Annotated in this window: 18 protein-coding genes; 2 read left to right on the top strand and 16 right to left on the bottom strand. The window is 36.3% G+C overall.

The genetic code is table 11. The features are described 5' to 3' along the window. Positions 1–152: 152 nt before the first annotated feature. The 12 genes from BBF96_RS04460 to BBF96_RS04405 all read right to left on the bottom strand — a co-directional run bounded on the left by BBF96_RS04460 (position 153) and on the right by BBF96_RS04405 (position 15,653). Positions 153–1,355 (bottom strand): ISL3 family transposase, encoded by a 1,203-nt coding sequence (locus BBF96_RS04460; protein WP_081499421.1) that lies wholly within the window; start codon positions 1,353–1,355, stop codon positions 153–155. A 97-nt stretch (positions 1,356–1,452) separates the two neighbouring features. Then, positions 1,453–1,698, bottom strand: a complete 246-nt coding sequence (locus BBF96_RS04455) for a radical SAM protein (RefSeq protein WP_164730902.1) — start codon at positions 1,696–1,698, stop codon at positions 1,453–1,455. Positions 1,699–2,190: 492 nt separating this feature from the next. Further along, positions 2,191–5,280, bottom strand: a complete 3,090-nt coding sequence (locus BBF96_RS04450; protein WP_127016030.1) for an efflux RND transporter permease subunit — start codon at positions 5,278–5,280, stop codon at positions 2,191–2,193. Continuing rightward, positions 5,277–6,815 (bottom strand): efflux RND transporter periplasmic adaptor subunit, encoded by a 1,539-nt coding sequence (locus tag BBF96_RS04445; RefSeq protein ID WP_127016029.1) that lies wholly within the window; start codon positions 6,813–6,815, stop codon positions 5,277–5,279. The genes BBF96_RS04450 and BBF96_RS04445 overlap by 4 nt, the downstream gene beginning before the upstream one ends. After that, positions 6,805–8,157 carry a TolC family protein gene (locus tag BBF96_RS04440; RefSeq protein ID WP_164730901.1) on the bottom strand — a complete coding sequence of 451 codons (1,353 nt, stop codon included), beginning with the start codon at positions 8,155–8,157 and terminating at the stop codon, positions 6,805–6,807. The genes BBF96_RS04445 and BBF96_RS04440 overlap by 11 nt, the downstream gene beginning before the upstream one ends. A gap of 18 nt (positions 8,158–8,175) precedes the next feature. Further along, positions 8,176–8,760 (bottom strand): TetR/AcrR family transcriptional regulator, encoded by a 585-nt coding sequence (locus tag BBF96_RS04435; RefSeq protein ID WP_127016027.1) that lies wholly within the window; start codon positions 8,758–8,760, stop codon positions 8,176–8,178. 352 nt (positions 8,761–9,112) lie between these two features. Next, positions 9,113–9,847 carry a JAB domain-containing protein gene (locus tag BBF96_RS04430; RefSeq protein ID WP_164730900.1) on the bottom strand — a complete coding sequence of 245 codons (735 nt, stop codon included), beginning with the start codon at positions 9,845–9,847 and terminating at the stop codon, positions 9,113–9,115. Between the two features lie 231 nt (positions 9,848–10,078). Beyond that, on the bottom strand, positions 10,079–11,383 hold the full coding sequence (locus BBF96_RS04425; protein WP_127016025.1) for an amidohydrolase: 1,305 nt from the start codon (positions 11,381–11,383) through the stop codon (positions 10,079–10,081). A gap of 14 nt (positions 11,384–11,397) precedes the next feature. Then, the gene (locus tag BBF96_RS04420; protein WP_127016024.1) at positions 11,398–12,651 is read right to left on the bottom strand and encodes an adenosylhomocysteinase; all 1,254 of its coding nucleotides are present in this window, start codon (positions 12,649–12,651) and stop codon (positions 11,398–11,400) included. Between the two features lie 3 nt (positions 12,652–12,654). Continuing rightward, positions 12,655–13,713, bottom strand: coding sequence for an S-methyl-5-thioribose-1-phosphate isomerase (gene mtnA, locus BBF96_RS04415; protein WP_127016023.1), 1,059 nt, complete (start codon positions 13,711–13,713; stop codon positions 12,655–12,657). A 35-nt stretch (positions 13,714–13,748) separates the two neighbouring features. Then, a complete protein-coding gene (locus tag BBF96_RS04410; protein WP_127016022.1) occupies positions 13,749–14,735 on the bottom strand; it encodes an NADH:flavin oxidoreductase in 987 nt (328 codons plus the stop codon). A gap of 27 nt (positions 14,736–14,762) precedes the next feature. Continuing rightward, entirely contained in the window at positions 14,763–15,653 is an 891-nt protein-coding gene (locus BBF96_RS04405; RefSeq protein WP_127016021.1) for a nitroreductase family protein, read from the bottom strand. Between the two features lie 435 nt (positions 15,654–16,088). Here BBF96_RS04405 and BBF96_RS04400 point away from each other — a divergent pair, with 435 nt between their 5' ends. Together BBF96_RS04400 and BBF96_RS04395 are read left to right on the top strand one after the other, a co-directional pair. Further along, the gene (locus tag BBF96_RS04400; RefSeq protein WP_127016020.1) at positions 16,089–17,621 is read left to right on the top strand and encodes a M2 family metallopeptidase; all 1,533 of its coding nucleotides are present in this window, start codon (positions 16,089–16,091) and stop codon (positions 17,619–17,621) included. Between the two features lie 12 nt (positions 17,622–17,633). Next, positions 17,634–18,140, top strand: coding sequence for a hypothetical protein (locus BBF96_RS04395; protein ID WP_127016019.1), 507 nt, complete (start codon positions 17,634–17,636; stop codon positions 18,138–18,140). 207 nt (positions 18,141–18,347) lie between these two features. Here BBF96_RS04395 and BBF96_RS04390 read toward each other — a convergent pair whose 3' ends face one another. From BBF96_RS04390 to BBF96_RS04375, 4 genes are all read right to left on the bottom strand, one after another. Then, a complete protein-coding gene (locus BBF96_RS04390) occupies positions 18,348–20,669 on the bottom strand; it encodes a homocysteine S-methyltransferase family protein (RefSeq protein ID WP_127016018.1) in 2,322 nt (773 codons plus the stop codon). Positions 20,670–20,680: 11 nt separating this feature from the next. Then, the gene (metF, locus tag BBF96_RS04385; RefSeq protein ID WP_127016017.1) at positions 20,681–21,559 is read right to left on the bottom strand and encodes a methylenetetrahydrofolate reductase [NAD(P)H]; all 879 of its coding nucleotides are present in this window, start codon (positions 21,557–21,559) and stop codon (positions 20,681–20,683) included. A 44-nt stretch (positions 21,560–21,603) separates the two neighbouring features. After that, entirely contained in the window at positions 21,604–22,173 is a 570-nt protein-coding gene (locus tag BBF96_RS04380) for a methionine synthase (protein WP_127018184.1), read from the bottom strand. 499 nt (positions 22,174–22,672) lie between these two features. Beyond that, a complete protein-coding gene (locus BBF96_RS04375) occupies positions 22,673–23,200 on the bottom strand; it encodes a DUF6155 family protein (protein WP_205665712.1) in 528 nt (175 codons plus the stop codon). Between the last annotated feature and the right edge of the window lie 14 nt (positions 23,201–23,214).

Here is a 23,214-nt window from a genome sequence, read left to right as displayed (position 1 = left end):
TTAAAACATTTTTCATTTTAGATGTTACGAGTTTTAATCCATTAGTATTAAACCCAACTTTTATTTTTTTTGGCTCTCCGTCAAATGTTGTGAAAGATAAGTTGGCTCCGTTGAATTGATTGGTAAATTGATTTTGAAATAAACATTTAAATTTAATAACTTAACATTGCATTAAATACTCTTCTCCTTAGATTCATAACATTTGGAACACCATATCCAATCCTTTTGATCAATTTAATCTTGTTATTGATACCCTCAGCAAAGCCATTGGTTATCTTAGTCTTAAAATAATTTAGTATTTTTTCTTCCCATCTTTGTATTATCTTTTTTACCTGGTAAAAAGGCATCAGCTTGCTTTTTATTACTTCTTTATACCACCTTTTTAGAGCTCTGGTGGCTTCTTTCACATCATCTAGCTGCAATAAGTCTCTGAATTCCTCTTTTAATTCCCAGGCCTTTTCTAGAGCTGGACTGAGTTCAAATAATTTGATGAGCTTTTCATGTTCTTCATCTGTCAATTCTTCAGCTCGTTTTTGGAGTAATAAACGACTTTGAAAAAACTTTCTTCTCTGATGATTATTTACTGTTTGTTGAACTTGTTTTCTAACTTCATCAAGGGCTCTGTTCATTAAAGTTACAAGATGAAATTTATCTATAACAATTTTTGCATGAGTAAATGCTGCATCTGCTACTGCTTTGAACGGCCGCCACATATCCATAGAGATCGATTGAATCTGTCGTCTTTGTTCATCTTCCCAACAATTAAAGTAGTCAATTAAATCATCCTTTTTGCGAGTAGGTAAAATGTCAATTAACTCCCGATTAATTGGATCTGTAATGCTAACTCCATATTTATGGCGTTTTAAAACTGCAAATTCATCGATACTGATGGCTTTTAATTGACTAAGTTTTGAAACTTGTTGTTTAATGAGAGGGTCAACTACTTTTTTAACTGCATTATTAACAGCTGTATAACTTAACCCGTTTTCTCTAGCAACTTTAGAATAATCCTTGCTGACAGTTTCTTTAGCAAGATATTTATCAAAGCGTTTGGTTTTACGGGCATATTTATCAATACTTTCATATTTTTCAGGGATACCCCTCTTATGACAATAAGGACAACGATATCTTTTCTTTAGAAGTCTAATGATTACTAGTTTACCTCTTATGGGGATGTCTCTAATATTTTGCCATTTTGTATCATGGATTTTATTAGTGATATTACCACACTGAGGACACACAATGTGATTTTTCTTTGCTTCAGCGATAAAAATATATCTGTCCTCCGTTGAAATAATTTCAGTTGCAATAATGTCTGGCAAATCAAGAAATTTTATGATATTATTATATTGCATTTGCTGGACTCCTTTCTTTGGTTTTTAGTTCGCAACTAATTAATTCAACGGAGCCAGCAAATGCCTTTTTATTTTTTATAATTTTTTCTTCACAACATTAATTATAGACCCTTTTTTTTTCACCAAAATAATCCATTATCTCATAAAAATCTTTCCTAAATGTGGGTTCCCCTCCCAAAAGATGAACATAATCCGTATCGATATCACTTAACCGGTCTATTACTTTTTTGACCCCTTCTGTTGAAAGTTCTTGATCTGTTTGATTCAAAAAATTTCCATTAACACAATGATTACAATTCAAATTACACCTATATGTAATATCCCACTTAAAATTAATTCCCACAAATATAACCTCCTCTCCTTTTATTATAGAATCCTAGATTATTAAACTTTATAACTAAAATTCAATAATCTTACTATAAAAAATAAATTTTTTACTTCAAAAAAATTTTTCGAATCATTTAAAATTCGATTTCAGTCGAAATAAGGCACACTAATCATGGGTTTTACTGACCCATGATTAGTTCATTACCCTTCTTCAATCTAACTAAGATAGTTAAACTAAAAATTTCAATGATGTATATACAAAGCTGATAGGATTTAATTTTTATTTTCCTCTCTATGCTAAGTATAATATCCTTTAGTTTTTATGTCAATGATTTTTTGATATTTTTTAGAAAATTGTTTAATAAAGTATTTCGGGTTGATAAAACTATCAAATGGTAATTTATAGCATTAATAGAAAAACTATAACAAGACTAATCAAAGTATATTATTCAAATAATCGAAAATGTATTTACATTATAAAAAGGGAGCTTAACTAAAGCCCCCTTTACTAAGACATTACCTTGGTACTCTCATATTGTTTTTTAAATAGCCTCCTAACTTTATTACCCATCTCCTCAAAAAGTGAATACAGTACAGGGACTACATAAAGGGTCAAAAATGTAGCGCAGGACAAACCACCAATTACTACTACTGCCATAGGAGCCTGAGCCTCAGCACCCTCACCTATTCCCAGTGCCAGAGGTAAAAGCCCAAGAATAGTTGTCAGGGCTGTCATCAGAATTGGGCGAAGGCGAATTGGGCCAGCCTTAAGAATAGCTTCCCTCAGCTCAAGCCCCTTCCGGCGAAGATTATTAATATAATCCACCAACACAATAGCATTATTTACAACAATACCTGCAAGCATTATAAGTCCGATGATTGATGGTACCGAAAAACGATGGCCAGTAATAAAAAGACCCAAAATAACACCAATAACCGCCATTGGTACTGTAAACATAATGATAAAAGGATGTAAAAGTGACTCAAACTGAGAAGCCATTACCATATATACCAGAACTATAGCTAGCAATAGTGCAAATACCAGACTTTTGAAAGATTCAACCATCTCTTCAAATTGACCACTGTATTCAATCTCATACTGATCAGGTAGTTGAATATTTTCTTTTAATCTTCTCTGAATTTCCTTCATAACACTCCTCAAATCTGCATTGTAGATATCTGCTGTAATTTCTACATATCTAACCTGGTTTTCACGATTGATCACCTTTGGGCCCTGGCTGATTTCAAAGGTAGCAATCCGGCTTAAAGGTACCTTTGCTCCCAATGGTGATGGGATCAAAAGATTTTTAATATGGCTCAAACTTTTCCGATTCTCCTCTTTTAACCGAACCCGTACATCATATTCCTGTCCATCAACTTCATAGCGGGTTGCAATATCACCCCGTATAGCTGTCTTAATTGCTGATGCTATCTGAGTTACCCTGAGACCAAATTTAGCAGCCTTAACACGATCAATTTCAATCTGTAATTCTGGCCGTCCTTTGGAAATACTATCTTTAACTTCCCGGACTCCCGGAATCTGAGCAATTTCTTGACTAATTTTAACTGCTAAATCTTCTAAAACTTTAAGATCATTTCCCTTCACTTTAATAGAAATTGGCGCTTCATTTTCTCCACCAACATAAGCGCTTCTGGCCTCAATAGATATTTCTGTATCCGGAATCCTTAAATTTTGCCGCAATTCTTCAATTATTTCAGCAGTAGAACGTTTCCGGGCTTTTAAATTCTTTAAACGCACCATCACTTTACCAACTTCTGGACTACTCTCGCTAATAATTTGACCTGCTGAACCAACATTCGTAAAGATTGTTTCAACTTCTGGTATTCGCATTACCTGTTCTTCGATCTCTTCTACTACCTGATTAGTTTGTTCTAATACAGTGCCACGCGGAAGTCTAGCAGTAATAGTAAATTCTCCCTCATCCATTTCCGGCATAAATTCAGCACCAATTTTAGGAAAGAGAGCAAGACTTCCCAGAAGTAAAACAATCAACAGTATAATCACCGAAAGACGATGGGAAAGACACCAATCCAGGCTCTTACGATATTTCTCCTGAATCCACCCCGAATACACTTTTCCATTTTCATAAGAACTTGCTACCCTCTTTGATACCTTTAAAATTTTTGCTGATAACATAGGAATCAACGTCAAGGCCACAACTAATGAGGCTAACAAAGAAAAGGTAATAGTCAAGGCTAACTCTTTAAATAATTCAGAGGCAATCCCCTTAACAAAGATAACCGGTAAAAAAACGATAGCTGTGGTCAAAGTAGAAGCAACAATTGCCATTCCTACTTCCCGGCTGCCGAGGCTAGCAGCTTCAATTCGTCCCAAACCTTCCTGCCGCAAGCGATAAATATTTTCTAAAACAACAATAGCATTATCCACTAACATACCAATTCCCAAAGCAAGACCGCCCAATGTCATCATATTTAAAGTCAATCCACCGAAATAAATCAGTGAAAATGTAGTTATAACCGAGACCGGGATAGCAGTAGCGATAATTATTGTACTTCTTATATTTCTCAAAAATAAGAGAAGTACCAAAACAGCCAGAACACCACCTACAATGGCATTTGTTCTTACATTTCCAATGGAGCGTTTAATAAAATCAGATTGGTCCATGAGAAATGCTATTTCTAATTTATCTCCTAATTCAGCCTTAATCTTTTTTAACTCTTCCTTTACCAGATTGGAAACTTTTACTGTATTGGCATCAGTCTGTTTTTGAATGGTAAGTCCAATACTGGGTTTACCATCCAGCCTGGCAAGGTTCTGGACTTCTTTATAGGTATCCTTTATGTGTGCAATATCCTCTAAAGCAACAAAACCCGTAGATGTAGGTAAGAGGATTTTTTTGATCTCATCAATTGATTTAAATTTGCCCGTAGTACGGACTAAAAGTTCTCTCTGACCCCAAACTATTTGTCCGCCCGATAAATTCATATTTTCCATCATTAAGGTCTGGGTTACAGTTGCAAGACTGATTCCATAATTGTTCAATTTTGTCTGGTCAATCTCAATTAAAATCTCACGATTTAATCCTCCAGTAAGTTCAACTGATGCAACACCTTCCAGACGTTCCAGACGTGGGACAATTTTATCCTCAACGGTCTTTTTCAAACTAACTAGATCCTCTTCACCACTAATCCCTATCTGTAAAATAGGAAACATTGATGGATCAAACTTAACTATGAGAGGATTTTCTACATCATCGGGTAAAAATCTTTTTATCATATCAACCTTCTCACGCATTTCCAGAGCAGCAAAATCCATATCTACCCCCCAGTTAAACTCTACAATAACCAGGGATTGACCTGCTCTGGATATAGATGAAATAGATTTAATATTTGTTACAGTAGCAAGAGCATTTTCAATCGGCCTTGTTACCATTGTCTCAATCTCATGAGGACCTACTCCCTGGTATTCGGTGATAACTGCTGCCACAGGAAAGTTAAGATTAGGAAAAAGATCCAGATTAATTCTTCCTAAAGAAATTAATCCTAATAGAATAACTAAAAATACCATCATTATAGTAGTTACCGGTCTCTTAATTGATAAATCTGAAATTTTCATTTTTCGATCACCTCAACCAGATTACCATCCTGTAATCTATGCTGCCCCATGATAACTACCTTTTCACCAGGTTGTAAACCTTCTATTACTTCTACTTTATGGTCATTAACCAGTCCAACTTTGATCATCCGTTTTTCTGTTCGACCAACCTGGCTTTCTGAAGAGATTTTAACGACATAAATATAAGGTAAATCTTCCAGTTCAAGAACTGCTTCAACTGGAAGTACAATTGTGTCTGTTGATTTCTCAAGGGTCAAAATAAGATCAGCAAACATTCCTGGTTTTAGTTGCTGACTTTCATTATCAAGCAAAACTTTGACTGGATAAGCCTGGGTTCTTGGATCAGCCATAGGGCTAATTAATTCGATTTTACCCTCTATTAAATCTTCAGGATATACTAAAACTTTTACCTTTACTGTATCACCTACCTGTAAAAATTTTAACACATCTGCAGTTACATCTGCTTTAACATAAACCTTATCAATATTAATAATTGTAAGGATTGAAACACCTGGCCCTACCATCTCACCTGGATCTACATTGACCTGTGCTATAATGCCATCAATTGGACTTTTAATCACACTATTCTCAAGCTGTAAACGAACCAGTTCCAGGGCTGCTTCAGCCTGCTTGACACTGGCTTGACTTGCCCGAATCTGTTCAGCACTGGCTCCCTTTATCACTTTTTGTAAGTTAGCTTCAGCAATTTTAAGATTGGCTTTGGCAATTTCTAATTGGGTTTTAGCTCCATCTACCTGTTGCTGAGCTGTTGTCCGATTTTCATAAATATCTTTTGCTAACTGATAATTTTCTTTAGCACCCTCATAACTGATCAGGGCTTGTTCTTTTGCCAATTTAGCACTATTAAAAGCAGATTGAGCATTTTTATATTGAGACTCGACTCCTTCATACTGCTTTTGGGTAATTACCCTTTTTTCAAATAACACAGTCATTCGCTCATAATCGGTCTTGGCTACATCTAATGCAATTTTAGCCTGATTAAAACGCTCTTCAGCCATTTCTAACTGCTTTTCTGCTACTTCAAGTTGGGTTTTAGCTGCAACCAATTGCTGTTTCTGCACAGTCCTGTCCTCATACATGGACTGAGCCACTTCAAGGTTTCTTTTGGCTGCTTCATAGGAGGCTAGAGCCTGATCATAAGAGGCCTGGACCTGCTGTAATTCCTCTTCAGATGCTCCCTTTTGAACCATTGCCAGGTTGGCCCGGGCCAACTCAAGTGCTGCTTTTGCCTGTTTTAACTGGGCTTTAATCTGATCCTGTTCAAAAACCACCAAAATCTCGCCGGCCCTCACATACTGCCCAACTTGAACCCGTACTTCTTCGACAATTCCACCAGTCTTTGATGAAACATTTATATTTTTATAAGGCTCAATTACTCCATTAACTATCTTATTCACCTCAATAGTTCCCGAAACTGCTTCAATAACTTTAACTGGAATTGATTGATCATTAGCAGTTACCACTCCACTTATTAGTATAATTATTAATAATAGAATCCAGATTTTATTTCCCATCTTCTACTACCTCCTTACAGTAATCAACTAACAAACCTGTTTTATACAAGATCTTAAAGAGATTTAGCTGATACTGATATTGAGATTGTATAAGACCCATCTCAGCCTGTTTTAAAGTTGTTTGTGCATTCAATACATCTATATTAGACCCAACCCCAACCTTATAACTCTCATTTGCTATCCGGAGATTTTCCCTGGCATTTTTAAGACTCATTTCCTGAAAAACTAAAGCATCCTCAGCCTCTTTTACTTTCAACATAGCTTCTTCAAGCTCCAGTTTAATCATCTGAATTAAATTTTCTTTTGAGTATTCTAATTTTTCTATTCCAAGCTGAATTCCATCTTGTTTCTTTTTTGAAATTCCACCATCAAAAAGCTGCATTGAAGCAGAAACCATCACATTCCAACTTCCATCATCTAAAGAAAACTCACTATCCTTCCAGGTATAAGAACCTACCAGCATTATATTGGGCCAGTAACTTCTTTTTTCCATCTTTAAATCAGCCTTTAACATCTCTTGATTGAGTGATAGAGCCTGTAATTCTGGCCGATTTAAAAGGGCTTTTTGATATAGTGACTCCAGATCAAGTTCAATTTCTGGTTTAAGATCAGATTTAACAATTTTAAAGTCATGGTTTTTTAATCCCAATAATTGTGCCAACTGTCTTTGAGCTAGATACAGATTATTTTGGGCACTCTTCAAATTTTGATAAGCCTTTCTCTTCTCAATCTTTACCTTAAGCAAATCTGTCTTTAAAACCATTCCCGCATCGTAATTGACCTGAACTATCCGCTCATGTTCTTCAATCAATTTAAGTGCATTTTCCTGGGTTTTAACTATTTCATCAGCCATCAAAACATTAAAATAGGCCTGAATTACCCTGAATAAAGTATCACCCGCTGTTTGCCTGGCTTGAATCTCAGACAACTTAACCCCCATTCTAGCCAGGTCAATACCAATTAAAGCCTTCCCACCCAGAAAAAGAGGTTGTTGTATCGTAATCTGGGTATTATAAATATCCGGCGAACCTTCTTCATATGTAAAAATAGGCATCTTTGTCACAGGATCAAATCCCAATTTTGGAATTTCCGGACCTTTATCAAGGCGGGTATATGAAGTTTGTAGATTTAGTTTTGGCCATAAACTTCGCCAGGCTATTTCCAGCTCTGAGTTAGCCTTCTTAATATCCAACTCACTACTTTTAAGAATTTCATTTTGTTCTAATGCCAATTCTAAAACCTGCTTTAAAGTCAATTGCTCTTCTGCTCTAAGGACAGATGTTTGTATCAGTGCAATAAAAACTACAACGAATAGAAAAATATAACCTCCTTTTTTAATCACTTTATTTCCCCCCACTTTTTATTCATTTTTTATACCACACATAATCATTCTGTATAGAAATTCAACCTTTTCTGTTATATCTATATCTTCATCCTCAAAAAATAGAATCGAGTTCATACTGTTGATCATTCCGATAATTGCTACAGCAGTATCCCTGCTAGACCCCCGTCGAAATATACCTTCATCCATTCCCCGTTGAATGATTTTTTGCAACTCCTGTACCATCTCTTTATGTCGTTGGAATAATTTTAGTTTAAACTCCTGATCTGTAAACTGCATATTATTCAATAAAATCTGAGATAATTCCCGATTTTCAATCATAAAAATAAGTTTAATTCTAATAAACTCTTTTAAAATCTTTTCAGGAGAAAATTTTTGATTTAATAGTTCGCGTAACTGTCGAAATAAACCCTCCCCTTTCTCACTTATAAGTTGTTTAAATAATTCATCTTTACTTGAAAAATGCCAGTATAATGTCCCTTTACCAAGCCCAGCTCTTTTAGCAATGGCAGCCATCGAAGTCTCATGAAAACCTTTTTCGGCAAAAAGTTCCATTGCCGCCTTTAAGATGTTTTCTCTTGTTTTATTAGATTGTTCAGACATTTTTACTCCTCCTTTTAACTCGACCGACCGGTCGGTCTAGACAAATTAATTTTATCACCATGAATAGTATTTGTCAACATCAACCATATAAATTAGCCCTTATCATAACATTTTATCAAAAAAATTTATTGACACTAGGAATGAAAGTTATCTATAGTTATATAATTTCCTAAACACGAACAAAATGCCCTCCGGGCACTAAATCTTATTTTACTGCAAAAAGCTAATTTTTCACTTCAAAAAATTTTTATATCGCTTAAAATTAACCTTTTGCAGTTTTTTATAAATTATCTGTACCGAATATTATTAATAATATTAAAAAAACCTGTAGCATTAAGCTACAGGTTTTTGACTAAATCAGATTCAACTGATCAAAACTTTTATAACCTTCCTCATAAATAATCACATGATCCAGAAATTCCACACCCAATACTTCCCCAGCTTTAACCAATCTTTTGGTCCGCAAGATATCCTTTTTAGAAGGAGTAGAAAGCTGGGTAAAATGATTATGAGCCAGGATGACCGAAACTTTTTGCGGTAGCAGTAATGCTGTCCGGAAAATGTTTTTTGGATCAAAGCTAATTGGCTTGTTAGTACCTTCTCCAAAAAGTTCCCAGGTAACAAGACGATTTTCTTCATCTAAGAATAAGACCATCATCCTTTTTTTATCCAATCCATTATATTTGACGAATATATTAAAAACATCAGTCGGTGTCTGGATAATCTGCCCCACCTTTTTTAGTTTTTCAAAACGATTTAGATTACATTTAATTAAAAACTCTTCTACCGTATCTATCTCTTTAATAGCTTCATAAAAATCCAGCTGATCATCACAATTTATACTGGCTTCCCGTTGAACAATCATCATTTCTTCAGGAGTTAGTTCGGGGTGAATACTGATCTCATTAATCTTTGAAAATGGATTATGATCAATCACCTGATATTCTTTTTGATGGCACTTTGAACATCTAAAAGTAATAACAGTTAAACCAGCATATTTACCAATATTTCGATCAAAAGTACCAATTCCTAAAATGTCCTGTTCTTGAATCTCTACACCACACGTCGAACAAACCAACTTCTTCACAATTAATACCCCCCTTCTAATCAAAGCACTACTACTCAACACTCGACTCCTTAATCCATCACTACACAAAGAGGGATGACACAAAAGGCTTTTATTTAATAATAAAATATTCGCCATAGGTAGAATTTATCCTTCAAGACAAGCAGAATATTATATAACAATTATTGGTAAATAAAGAAACCCCTGACTCTATTTGAGTCCGGGGTATTCCTCAGATTCCCAACCATAAATTTATCTTCTTAACAGTTCTTTTGAAGTCCTTTCCGCCTCAAAAAGAACCCGTTCTTCATCAATAGTCTTAACTTCACGATTTTCCATCAGAATTTGACCATTTACAATGACAGTCAGAATATCACTGGACTGGGCAGAATATACGGTATGTGCCATAATATTATGACGCGGCACCAGATGTGGTTTACTAAAATCAAAGATTATCAGATCCGCTTTTTTACCTACTTCCAGAGTACCCAGTTCGGCATCCTGACCTATAGCTCTTGCACCATAAATTGTAGCCATACGTAAACATTCGCCTGCAGGTAAGGCTGTAGAATCCATTGTTCCCACCTTTTGTAAAAGAGCAGCAGTACTCATTTCTTCCAACATATTTAAATTATTATTACTGGAAGCACCATCTGTGCCGATCCCTACAGTGAGCCCCTCATTTAACATTCGCTGAACCGGTGCAATTCCACTTGCAAGTTTCATATTGCTCTGGGGATTATGAGCAATACCCAGAGCTTTTGCTTTTTTAAGAATTTCAAAATCCTTATCACTTAAATGTACACAATGGGCTGCAAGAACCGGATAATCAAAAAGTCCAACTTCATCAACCAACTGGATTGGAGTTTTACCATACTGTTCTTTAATATTTTTTATCTCAGTCTCTGTTTCACAGAGATGGATGTGAATTGGTACTTTTAATTCATCTGCAATCTCCAACACCTTCCTTAAATAATCCGGCGGGCAAGTATATGGGGCATGGGGTGCTAACATAGTTCGGATACGTCCATCCGCCTTCCCTTCCCAATCTTTACAGAACTGCCGTCCAACTGCCAGATCCTTCTCACCATTGGGGCCAACCCCTATCATACCGTGGGATAAAACTCCGCGAATACCAGACTCTTCTACTGCCTTTGCAACCTCATCCATATAAAAATACATATCTGCAAAGCAGGTAGTTCCCGATTTGATCATCTCAAGAATAGCTACCATAGAACCCCAATAGACATCTTCAGCTTTAAGTCTTGCTTCCACAGGCCAGATTCTCTTTTCCAACCATTCCATAAGTGGTAGGTCATCGGCATAACTACGGAGCAAAGTCATGGCTGCATGAGTATGGGTATTGATCATTCCCGGCATAATTACTTGATCTTTTGCTTCAATAATTTTGTCATATTCCCATTCCTGAGGGAGATCTTTTTCTTCTCCAACAAATATAAATTTATCATCTTCAATGACTATAGCTCCATCATGAATGATAAATGTATCATCCCGCATGGTCATTAAATCAGCACCGCGAATTAACAGTTTGCCCATCTACTTAGACCTCCTTAAAGCTTCCAGCTATTCAAATACCTTTCCTGCTCAGGTGTCAATTCATCAATTTCAATACCCAGAGATTTAAGGCGCAGTCTGGCTACATATTGATCAATGGATTCTGGAACCGAATAAACTTTTCCTTTCAGGTTTTTATAATTTTCATTTACATATTTAATGCTCATGGCCTGAAGCGCAAAGGTCATATCCATAATCTCTGCAGGATGCCCGTCGCCGGCAGCCAGATTTACCAATCGGCCTTCTGCTAAGAGATAGAGTTTGCGACCGTCAGGCATGGTAAACTCTTCGATATCTTTACGGACAGTTCGTACCTCTGTGGCCAGTTCTTGCAAATCAGGTTTGCTAATCTCTACATCAAAATGTCCTGCATTACACATAATCGCACGGTCTTTCATAACTTCAAAATGTTCCTTACGGATTACATTAATATTTCCTGTAACAGTAATAAAGAAATCGCCTATTTTAGCCGCTTCTAGCATTGGCATAACTCTAAATCCATCCATAATGGCTTCATTTGCTTTGATGGGATCAACTTCGGTAACAATCACATTAGCCCCAAGACCTTTGGCCCGCATAGCAATTCCTTTACCACACCAACCATAACCGATAACCACTACATTTTTTCCTGCTACTACCAGGTTGGTGGTTCTCATAATACCATCCCAGGTAGATTGACCGGTGCCATAACGATTGTCAAAGAGGTATTTGCAAAGAGCATCATTTACTGCCACCATTGGAAATGCCAGTTCACCAGCTTTATCCATAGCCTTCAAACGATGAATCCCTGTTGTAGTTTCTTCTGCTCCACCGCGAATCTTCTCTAAAAGTTCACGCCGCTCAGTATGGAGCAGATGTACCATATCTCCACCATCATCAATTAATAGGTCAGGCTCACAATCCAATACCCAGTGTAACTGTTGGTTATACTCTTCAGGAGTACAGTTATACCAATCATAGACGGTGATTCCATCTTCTACTAAAGCTGCTGCAACCGGATCCTGTGTTGAAAGGGGATTAGAACCGGTAATGACCACATCAGCACCACCAGCTTTTATTACCTTCGCCAGATATGCTGTCTTAGCTTCAAGATGGAGACAGATTGCAACAGTTAGTCCTTTAAAGGGTTGCTCCTTTTCAAACACTTTTCTTACCTCATTTAAAACCGGCATATGCTCTTTAACCCAATCAATCCGACGATGACCCTCGGGAGCCAGACTCATATCTTTTACTTTTGATTCTCTTTTCATTAATTATCCCTCCTTTTGAATTTGATCCTGTAATGCAGCAATCTTTTCAGCATCAGGATTTTTAATCACACCATATTCTGTAATAATTGCAGTAATATATTCATGCGGAGTAACATCAAAGGCCGGATTGAAAATCTTAACACCTTCCGGTGCAATCTGGATATCGCCAATATGAGTTACTTCCCGCGGCGACCGCTCTTCAATAGGAATCTCATCACCAGTTTTAATACTGAAATCAAAGGTAGAGACTGGAGCTGCAACATAGAACGGAATCCCATGCTCTTTTGCCAGAACGGCCAGGGAATAGGTACCGATTTTGTTGGCAGTATCTCCATTAGCAGCAATCCGGTCTGCTCCCACAATAATTTTTTGAATCCGCCCAAGCTTCATCACATATCCAGCCATATTATCAGTAATCAGAGTAACAGGAATTTCTTCCTGAACCATCTCCCAGGCGGTAAGTCTTGCACCCTGCAAGTAGGGTCTTGTCTCATCAGCATAAACATGAACCTTTTTGCCGGCTTCGTGGGCAGCCCGGATTACACCCAGTGCTGTTCCATAGTCAACAGTAGCAAGAGCCCCAGCGTTACAATGGGTTAGAATAGTATCTCCATCATCTATAAGTTTCTCACCATGTGCACCAATCCGTCGGTTAATTTCTATATCTTCATTGGCAATCTGATGTGCTTCTTCTAATAGTCTCTCTTTAAATTCCTCTAAAGAAAGATTCTCATTTGCTTTTGCCACATTTAACATTCTATCAATCGCCCAGAAGAGATTAACAGCAGTTGGTCTGGTCTGACATAAATATTCAGCAATGTGCTCCAGCTCTTTGACAAGTGTCAGAGTATCTTTTACAGAACTGGTCATAGCACCGATGGCCATACCGTAAGCTGCTGTTGCTCCAATGGCAGGAGCACCCCGTACCACCATCTCCCGAATACACTCACCTACTTCCTCATAAGTGCTGCAGGTGATAAATTCAGTAACTACCGGTAGTTTACGCTGATCCAGTAATTTTAATTTTCCATCCTTGTAAATTATAGATCTAACTTTTTTCATTAATTACTCTCCTTTCTAATTAAACCAAAACTTTATCAAGATAATTTGCTAATAGCTTTAGTAGCCCATTCATAATCTTTAAGCATTGCCCTACCGACTCCAACTAGATCAGCTTTGCCATCCAGAATGATCTGATTAGCCACTTCAGGATCAATAATTCCACCAGTTGTAATGAGAGGAACATCCACTACTTCCTTTAATCTTTCTGTCAGATAAGTAAAATAACCCTGTTTTCCTTCAACCCGATAACCACCAATACCGCCAGATAAATCCAGTAAATCTACACCTGCTTCAACCAACAGCGGAGCTACCTTTTTCGAATCTTCAAGTGTTAATCCACCCTCCATCAAATCATCAGCACCCAGACGGAAGAATACTGGAAAATCTGGCCCAACCTCTCTTCGCACAGCTTCAACAACTTCACAGGCAAAAGTAAATCGTTTTTCTAAAGAACCACCATATTCATCAGTACGGTGATTGGTCAATGGTGAATTAAACTGATTGATTAAATAACCGTGAGCTGAATGGATTTCAACCATATCAAATCCAGCCCGTTTAACCCGTCCTGCTGCCTGAGCAAAAGCTTTCACCAGAGCTTTAATCTCCTCTCTGGAAAGTTCCCTTGCCTGCATACATTCTTCCCTTCGTGGATGACGGAAAGGAGAAGGGCCAACAGGTCTTCCTACAATCTCTGGTTTTCCGGCCATTCCGGTGTGGTTTATCTGTACACCAGCAATCCCACCAGCATCATGAATAGCTTCTGCTAATTTACTTAGACCTTCCACCACCCCATCATTTGCAACACTGAGCTGACGCGGACTATGTTTTCCTTCAGGAGATATGTAGGAATGTTCAATAATAATTAATCCAACCCCGGCCCGGGCATATCTATAATAATGTTCAATCAATTCCGGAGTAACTTCCCCTTTTTCTGTTGCTTTCTCAGTAGCCATTGGTGGTAGGACAATTCTATTTTTTAAATTCATATTTTTGACTCTAAGAGGTGTTAATAAATTTGCCAATGCTTACCGCTCCTTTTTTTAATATTGCTACTTTTCAAGTACAAAAAAAGGTTCCAATCCCCGATTTTTCATCATCTTCAAAACTTCTTCACTATAATCTAACATCTTTTTTGCATGATAATGTAACCCAAAAACATACTGTAAATATTTTAGTGAACCCTGCTTTTCAACCTCAGCAATGATTTTTTCTACTTCTTCTTCCGTATAACTGGTCAAAAGCGCTTCTTTAAGCGAGGTCATCCATTCTTTTTGAGCTGATTTAGAATTAGGTAACTGACGTGTTTTATTACCATATTTGGCGGCAAAACCGTTTAAAATATCTTCATCACTGAGCTCAGGATACCTTTCTTCAAAGACAGTCATTTCAAATGGCAATCTTTCCCTTAAAGGAAGTTCATTTTTTGGATACCCCAGTGCTAAAGCCAGAACAGGATAGGTATAACGAGGTAAGTTTAAAATTTCACTAATCTCTTTTCCAACATTATTAACAGTTCCAATATAAACAGAACCAATTCCCATCTGCCATGCAGCAGTCTCTATAACCTGAGCTGTACAAACAATATCTTCCATCCCGATTAAAAAATGCAGATAACTTTTATTAGCAGTAAAAGGGGCCTTCTGTAATTTAGCTAGCCGGCTCAATTTATAAAAATCCAATATAAAAATTAGATTTACCGGAGCTTTGCCCATAAATTGTTGATTGGCGCATAATTTCGCCAGTTGCTTCCGCTTATTCTTATCTTTAACCACAATTATTGAATAAGGCTGAAGATTACCACCACTAGCCGCCCTTAAACCTGCTTTCAAAATTTCTTTTAAGCTTTCTTCCGGGATAGGCTTTTCAGAAAAAACCCGACAGGATGCCCGCTCTTGCATCCTCTTTACAGCGGCTTTTCCAATTTCATAATTCCATTCCACCAGATTTAAAACCTCCTTTAACTTTATATTTCATAATTTTTATAAGTCCCTAGGTTGATTATATTCTGAAAGTATAGATTTTCCGTTTTTTGGGATTATTTTTCCTTAAAAGGTTAGTACAGCTTTAATATTCTCGATAGTCTCTATATTTTCCTCCATATATTTCGCTTATATAAAGTAAAATCATATATCAAGCAGGATAATCTCATCTTTTTGAAGAATGATTAAACTGCAAAAAGCTAATTTTGAGCGACATAGAAATTTTTCGTTATCTTAGTGAGATTTCAATCGAAATAAGGCCTCATCACAGGATGTGATGAGCTAATCAAGTTACTGAAATCGAACTTTAAATGATTCGAAAAATTTCTTTGGAAGCAAAAAATTAACTTTTGGCAGTAAAATCAAAAATTTTTTTATTAAGCTGGAGGGATAAAAATGAATTTAAACCAGATACCTCAAATTCATAATGAAGCTGAGCTTATTAAAGTTCTTGACTCTTTTGAGGTTCATTTAAAAACTTTGAAAGAAAAAATAAGCCGCCTTCAATTTAAAAAATTACTGGAAAAATGTAGAATTCCTGAAATTAATAAACTACAAAAACAATACGCTGAACAAATCTTAAATCCTCGTTTTATCAGTCTTATTAATAATTGGGTTGATTATGTAAAAGACCCTCTTCTTAAGCGCCGACTCACTCTCTGGAAAAAACATATCTCGTTAAGTAAAGTACATTTACATCCAGAAATAAGGGAATTAACCAGGGAACTTGAAGATGAAATGATTACATATCAATATATAGTAAATGATAAAAAAAGTGACCTAGGTACTATTAAAAATATCCTGCGCACATCACCCAATCAATCTTTAAGAAAAGCCGCCTGGATTAGCAAATATGCTATCTCTAAATCTTTAGCACCACGTCTGCTGAAATTAATACGTTTACGCAATGACCTGGCTAAAGAAGAAGGTTATACTACATATGCTGATATGATTCTTGAAATGGATGGATTAACTTTAAAAGAAACTCAAACCATACTAAATGACCTGATAAAGGCATCCAATCCTATCTATAATCAGATTCTTACTGAAGGCCAAAAACTACTTGGTCTAAATCAGATAGAACCCTGGGACATAATGTATTTATTAGAGACAATGAGCAAAATCGACACCTCCCTTTTTCCCAAAAACTTAATTGAAAATAAATTAAAAAGTTGGGGTAAAACTCACGGTGCTGACTTAGAGAAACTTGGAATTAAGATGGTCTGCACAGATATTCCCTATAATGGACTTTGTATAACTTTAAATGATAATGAAATAAAAATCTTAACCAATCCAGCAGATGGTTACAACTCCTACCGTACTATGTTCCATGAATTAGGCCATGCCCTACACAGTGCATACAACCAGCAAAAATCAATTATTTTCCGTAATGATTCGGGGCCCTTTACCGAAGGAATGGCTGAACTCATTGCCTATATTACCCGTCACCCTCAATGGTTAAAAGGAATGGGAATTGATTCTAAACAAATTCACTCAGTTCGAAAACGTCTTATCGCTTCATGGTTCCACTACTTAAGGGAGCGGACTGCTTATGCCCTGACTGAGTATATTATTTACGAAAATCCATCCACCAATCCGGACAAAATCCTTGCTCAAATGGAACATGATATATTGGGGATTACTTTAAATGAAACACCCCGCTGGGCAGCCAATTCCTGGTATATTAACTATCCTGTTTACTGGCAAAACTACATCCTTGCTGATCTTATCGCCAGTCAAATTCACAGAGAATTGAATCAAAGGTATGGCGGTCTTCATGGCCATCCAGAAGCATTTAGAGAAGTTTGTCAAATTTACTATGGCCCTGGCGCTTCCGTCGATTGGCAGGAAAAACTCCTTAAACATACCGGTTCTAAATTGAAGGTGGATGCATTGATCAAAGATCTACAATTTTATCTTGAAGATTAGAAGGTGAAAAAGATGAGATTTAAAATTCATACCAAACTGACTCCTGCTAAGGCAGCAAAACGTCTTGAGAGTTTTTATAATGCACGGAAAAAATTTAATTCTGGAAAAGAAATCTTTGAAGTTCAAGGTTATGTAAAAAGTAAATCTTTTCGCTTCCTTATAAAACACAAGAGCTTAATTAGACAGGCTTTCCGTCCTATTTTATCGGGAACATTTAGCCCTACCCCCAGAGGAACAACTATTGACTGTCATTTAAAACTGGATAAAGGAGAAAAAATTATTTTAACCATCTGGGTTATTCCATTCCTTCTAGCTGCTATTTTCTTTTCTTTTAAATTCTATCAAAACTTCCAGACAGAAACTCTCACCAGATCTGACTATATAGCCGTAGGTCTTCCATCCCTGGTACTTTTTTTGACTTTTCTCTGGGTTCAGGGAGTAAAATTTTTCTTTAAGGACCATATCAAACTTAAAAATTTTATCTTATCAGCTTTTGAAGACACTCTAATTGAGGATTGATAAATGATTACACTGCAAAAAGCTAATTTTGAGCGACATAGAAATTTTTCGTTAAACCATCTCAGTGAGATTTCAGTCAAAATAAGGCCTCATCACAGGATGTGATGAGCTAATCAAGTTACTGAAATCGAACTTTAGATGGCTCGAAAAATTTCTCTTGAAGCAAAAAATTAGCTTTTTGCAAGTAAAATTCCTTTTTTGATTATGTCAACAGCCTATCAAATCTTTACATAATATTAGAGCATCAGATGCATTTTGTGCATACCCATCACAACCAAATTTTTTTGCCAGTGATGAATTCATAGAAGCGCCTCCTGCTATCAGCTTAACCTTTACATTTTCCTGCTTTAAAAGTGCTGCAACTTCTTCTACTCTTCCTACAGTAGTAGTCATCATAGCTGAAAGTCCTAAAATATCTGGACGTTCTTTCTTTACTATTTTAAGAATTTCTTCAGCAGGAACATCTTTTCCGGCATCTATTACTTCAAAGCCACCACTCTTTAAAACTGTTCCCACAATCTTTTTACCAATATCATGGATATCCCCTTCAACAGTAGCCAGAACAACCTTTCCTTTATAAGTTTTTTCTTCAGAGATAAAACTATTTAAAAAGTCAAAAATCGGTTGAGCCGTTTCAGAAGCAAGTAAAAGTTGTGGAAGATATATTTTCCCTTCTGTATACAAAACACCTATTTCTTCCATTGCTTTTCTGAGGATATTTTGACTTACTTCCAAAGGTGAGGACTGTTCTAATTCTTTTTCTACAAGGGACCTTAGTTGATCAAAATTACCAGAAAGTAAGGCTTCCACCATTGGATCTTCAGTCAAAACTTTTTCTTCTTCAGTAATTTTCTTTCCTTTAAGGGCCAATGAACCCTGTAAACTCCCCATTACAAAAGAATCGCCTGGGTTCATTATCGCAGAAGTAAGACCTTTTTCTATAGCCTGAGCTAAAAAAGCTCCATTGATGTAAGAACGGTTGGGTAATCCAAAACTGAGGTTAGAAAGACCCATAGTAGTTTTAATTCCGGCTTCTGTTAATAACCGAACTGTTTCCAGGGTCACGTACGGATCTTTTTTTGCACCAAGAGATAATACCAACGGATCTGCTAAAACCCTTTCTTTAGAAATCCCGTTTTCTTCCAGAATAGAAATACCTTCTAAAATCTTTTTAAATCTTTCTTCAGGTGTTTTGGGAATTTCTTTTCCCATAGCTAATAAAATCAGCATCCCACCGTATTTTTTCAAAAGTTCAATTCGACTCTCCAGACTCTTTTCCGTTACACGGGCAGAATTAATTAACGGACGTCCTGGATATTCTCTTAAGGCAACCTCCAGATAATTTGAAGTCTGGATATCAAAAGAAATGGGAATAGAAGATTGACGATCCAATTTAATAACTGCATCTTTGAAATGTTCTTCAGTCAAAAGCTTTTCGATTCCCAGATTTACATCCAATAAAGTTGCACCCTTTTTTTCCTGAAAAGCAGCTTCTTTAAGCAACGTCTGGAAGTTTTTCTCGACAATCTCCTCCTGAAATTTTTTTCGAGATGCCGGATTGATACGCTCTCCAATTACAGCAAATGGCTCAAGAGTCCGGTAAACAGTTCTGGAAGTAAGGGCCTGAGTAAAATGTACTTTTCTTTGAATAGGTTTACGTTTGCTCAAAAGTTTACCCATAACTTTTATATGCTCAGGTGAAGTTCCACAACAGCCGCCAATGATATTGGTTCCCAGATCAACAAAATCTTCAACATATATAGCAAAATGCTCAGGTAACATTTTATAACTGAGTTTTTTGCCATCATAGATTGGCTCACCTGCATTGGGTTCTACTAATAGTGGTTTGGTAGTATAATTAGCCAACTCTTTAAAGACATTTATCATCTCTTCAGGTCCCAGGGTGCAGTTAATTCCAATAACGTCCACATCAAGATCTTCAAAAGTGGTAGCAAAAATTGCCACTGATGTACCTGTAACGGCCCTAAGTGAGCTATCAAAGGTCATATTGGCAATAATAGGTAACTTTCGAGTCACTGAACGAATACCGTATACTGCTGCCTTTAATTCTTTTATATCAGACATTGTTTCAATGATAAAACCATCGACTCCAGCTTCATATAAAATTCTGGCCTGCTCATAAAAAGCCTGCACCGCTTCTTCAAAATTCATAGAACCTAATGGTCTGGGAAAATTACCTGTGGATGAAAGATCACCAAAAACCAGAGTCTTATCTTTACCGGCTCTTCGGGCTATCTCAACAGCCCGCGCATTGATCTCCTCAAAATATTCTTCAAAACCTAGAGAAATAAGTTTTGGCCGATTAGCACTGAAGGTATTTGTCAGTATAATATCTGCTCCTGCTTCAACATACTCCCTCTGTAAGGTTTCAACCACTTCAGGAGCCCTAAGATTCAATAATTCTCCAGGAATTTCCCCATAACCCCGCTTGAAAAATTCAGTTCCATAACCACCATCCAACAATAATATCCGTTCTTTTAAGAGTTGCAAAAATTCATTTCGTTTCATGGTCTCCTCCTCTACCTTAATCCTGCTTTCTTTACTATTTCACAGGCCTGTCTGGCCTTGTTCATAGTGTATAGATGAATTCCTTTTACACCTGTCTCAATAAGATCTTCAACCTGAGCCAGTGCATACTCAATACCTGCCTTCTCCATCTCTTCCGGTTTATTTTCATATTTCTCTAAAAGCCTATTAAGTTTTACAGGAATGCTGGCACCTGTTAGTTCTACAATACGCTTGATCTGTTTTGCTCTTAAAACTGGCATAATTCCAGGAATCACAGGTGCTGTAATCCCTGCACTCTCCACCATATCCATAAATTTATAAAAAAGTTCATTTTCAAAAAAGAGCTGGGTTATAAAAAAATCCGCACCGGCTTCTATTTTCGCTTTCATATGTTTAATGGTTTTTTTAAGATCTTTACATTGGACATGCCCTTCCGGATAAGCAGCAGCTCCAATACAGAAGCGCCCATCTTCTTTAATAAGCTGAATTAAGTCTTTTGCATATTGAAAGTCCTGCCATGCATCATGAGGAAAAGTAACTCCTGCGGGAATATCTCCCCGCAATGCGAGGATATTGCGAACACCAATGGAATAGAATTTATCTAAAATTTCTTTGATGTCCTTTTTCAAATAACCAACACAGGTTAAATGGGCCAGGGCAATAGAATTGGTGGTAGTCTGGATGAATTGGGATATTTCGCTGGCCCGGGATTTGTTTCCCCCACCTGCTCCATAGGTAACACTTATAAAATCAGGCTTTAGATCCACTAATTTTTCAATAGTTCCAAAAATAATGCTTAAATCTCTATCCTGAGACTTTTTGGGGGGAAAGACTTCAAAGGATAAAGTTATACCTTTTTTATGGATCACATCAATAATTCTCTCTCCCAAGCTATTCTACCTCCTGACTCCTTAAATTACTATTGTTAACAACATTATTTCTGCCAACCAATCATACAAATTGTACTTTTACGAGGCAGAAGAATCCCTGTTTTAGGGTTTGCAACAACATCGTGAACCTGTAATAGTTCTAGAATTAAACTGTTTAAACGGATATCTATATCCCCATATCCTGGTGAGAAACGTCTTGTCCCTTTTCCATATTTTGAACGGAGCTTATTATCAAATGACTTATTAAGAGTTTCCAATGCTTCTGAACCCCAGGCATCAAGTAAAGTTGCATGTAAAACTTTTTCTAAGGCTGCATAGGCTTCAATTTCCTTATCAATTCTTTTTCCAAGAGTGGAAACAAATATCGTCATACGCTGACTACCTGCAAAAGAGGCTGGAATTATTTCCGGCGGTATATCACCAATCGGTAAAGTTGTATAGTATAACTTTGGCTCTGATATTTCTAATCCACGGGTATAGATTGAATTGACCAGATTTCGCATTACATTATCCAGAATAATATTTTTCCCTTTAAATCCGGCCCGGAAAAGATAAACTCTCTTAGATGGCATAATTTCATGAATTTCTGGAATGTATAGATTTGTAAAAACCATAAGCTTCATCCTTTTTCGTATAGAAATGAATACTTATTTTTTATTTTAAAGCATTAAAGGGGAAATTTCAACCATTATATACATGATATATGATAAAAATAGATGGTTAAACTGCAAAAAGCTAATTTTCACTTCTTGAGAAATTTTTCGAATCATCTAAAGCTCGATTTCAGCTGAAATAAAGCTTCCTAATCAAAGGGACCTCCTGGCTCTTGATTAGCTCATCACCTCCTGTGATAAGGCCTTATTTCGGCAGAGATCTCGCTAAGATGATTTAGCGAAAAATTTCTATGTCGTTCAAAATTAGTTTTTTGCAGTATAATCATAGATAGAAAACTTGAAATTATTTTAATACTCCTTAAGACCTTAAGATTAAGAACAATAAAAGTTTGTACTTATAAAGACTGACCTGGTTAACTTAAATTAATGCACAAAAAAAAGACTTTCATCAACGAAAGTCTTTCTTAGCTTTCATTTAACAACAGCACTAATTGATAAATTAATCTTCGAAATTCTCATAATAAAGACACTCCATATCATCACCAAATCCCCATCCAATCCCTCTACTTTTTTCCATAACCTTCCTACATCTTTCTTTAAAATATTGTTGCAAATTGTTTTTTAAGATGTACGATATTGTTTTTTCATACATACTGAATATACTATTATAAAATCGTGCACTTATATCACCATATACATTAGTAAAATCAACTCCAAATTCTACATATGACATCATTAACTCAGCAATATTTTTAGGTGTTTTAGATATTTTTTTAAAATCAGAAATTGCCTTTCTCATTATTGAATATCGTAAAGTAGGTACACCTCTTTCCGGAAAAAATTCATCTCTAATAATTTGTAAATACTTTTCCATGATCTCTTCTTCTTTTTCAGGATAGATCTTTAAATAATAATATTCTTGTACATTTGGATATAATTTAAACAATTCCAATATTTCTTTTTTTAATTCTACATCACTTTTTGTTGATAAATATTTTTTTAACTCAGATTGTTTTACCTTTTTCATTTTTTACCCTCTTT

Origin of the sequence: Anoxybacter fermentans, from assembly GCF_003991135.1 — a bacterium.
In the GTDB taxonomy this organism is placed as follows: Bacteria; Bacillota; Halanaerobiia; order DY22613; family DY22613; genus Anoxybacter; species Anoxybacter fermentans.
Note: the sequence above shows the minus strand (reverse complement) of the source record. Positions and strands in the feature narration are given on the sequence as shown.

Bases quoted from the DNA above. Each gene is read 5' to 3' on its own strand.
- BBF96_RS04435 (WP_127016027.1), bottom strand. From the start codon at position 8,760: ATGTCTGAACAATCTAATAAAACAAGAGAAAACATCTTAAAGGCGGCA.
- BBF96_RS04400 (WP_127016020.1), top strand. From the start codon at position 16,089: ATGAATTTAAACCAGATACCTCAAATTCATAATGAAGCTGAGCTTATT.
- BBF96_RS04395 (WP_127016019.1), top strand. From the start codon at position 17,634: ATGAGATTTAAAATTCATACCAAACTGACTCCTGCTAAGGCAGCAAAA.
- BBF96_RS04380 (WP_127018184.1), bottom strand. From the start codon at position 22,173: ATGGTTTTTACAAATCTATACATTCCAGAAATTCATGAAATTATGCCA.
- BBF96_RS04425 (WP_127016025.1), bottom strand. From the start codon at position 11,383: ATGGGCAAACTGTTAATTCGCGGTGCTGATTTAATGACCATGCGGGAT.
- BBF96_RS04390 (WP_127016018.1), bottom strand. From the start codon at position 20,669: ATGAAACGAAATGAATTTTTGCAACTCTTAAAAGAACGGATATTATTG.
- BBF96_RS04375 (WP_205665712.1), bottom strand. From the start codon at position 23,200: ATGAAAAAGGTAAAACAATCTGAGTTAAAAAAATATTTATCAACAAAA.
- BBF96_RS04450 (WP_127016030.1), bottom strand. From the start codon at position 5,280: ATGAAAATTTCAGATTTATCAATTAAGAGACCGGTAACTACTATAATG.
- mtnA (WP_127016023.1), bottom strand. From the start codon at position 13,713: ATGAAAAAAGTTAGATCTATAATTTACAAGGATGGAAAATTAAAATTA.
- BBF96_RS04445 (WP_127016029.1), bottom strand. From the start codon at position 6,815: ATGGGAAATAAAATCTGGATTCTATTATTAATAATTATACTAATAAGT.
- BBF96_RS04420 (WP_127016024.1), bottom strand. From the start codon at position 12,651: ATGAAAAGAGAATCAAAAGTAAAAGATATGAGTCTGGCTCCCGAGGGT.
- BBF96_RS04460 (WP_081499421.1), bottom strand. From the start codon at position 1,355: ATGCAATATAATAATATCATAAAATTTCTTGATTTGCCAGACATTATT.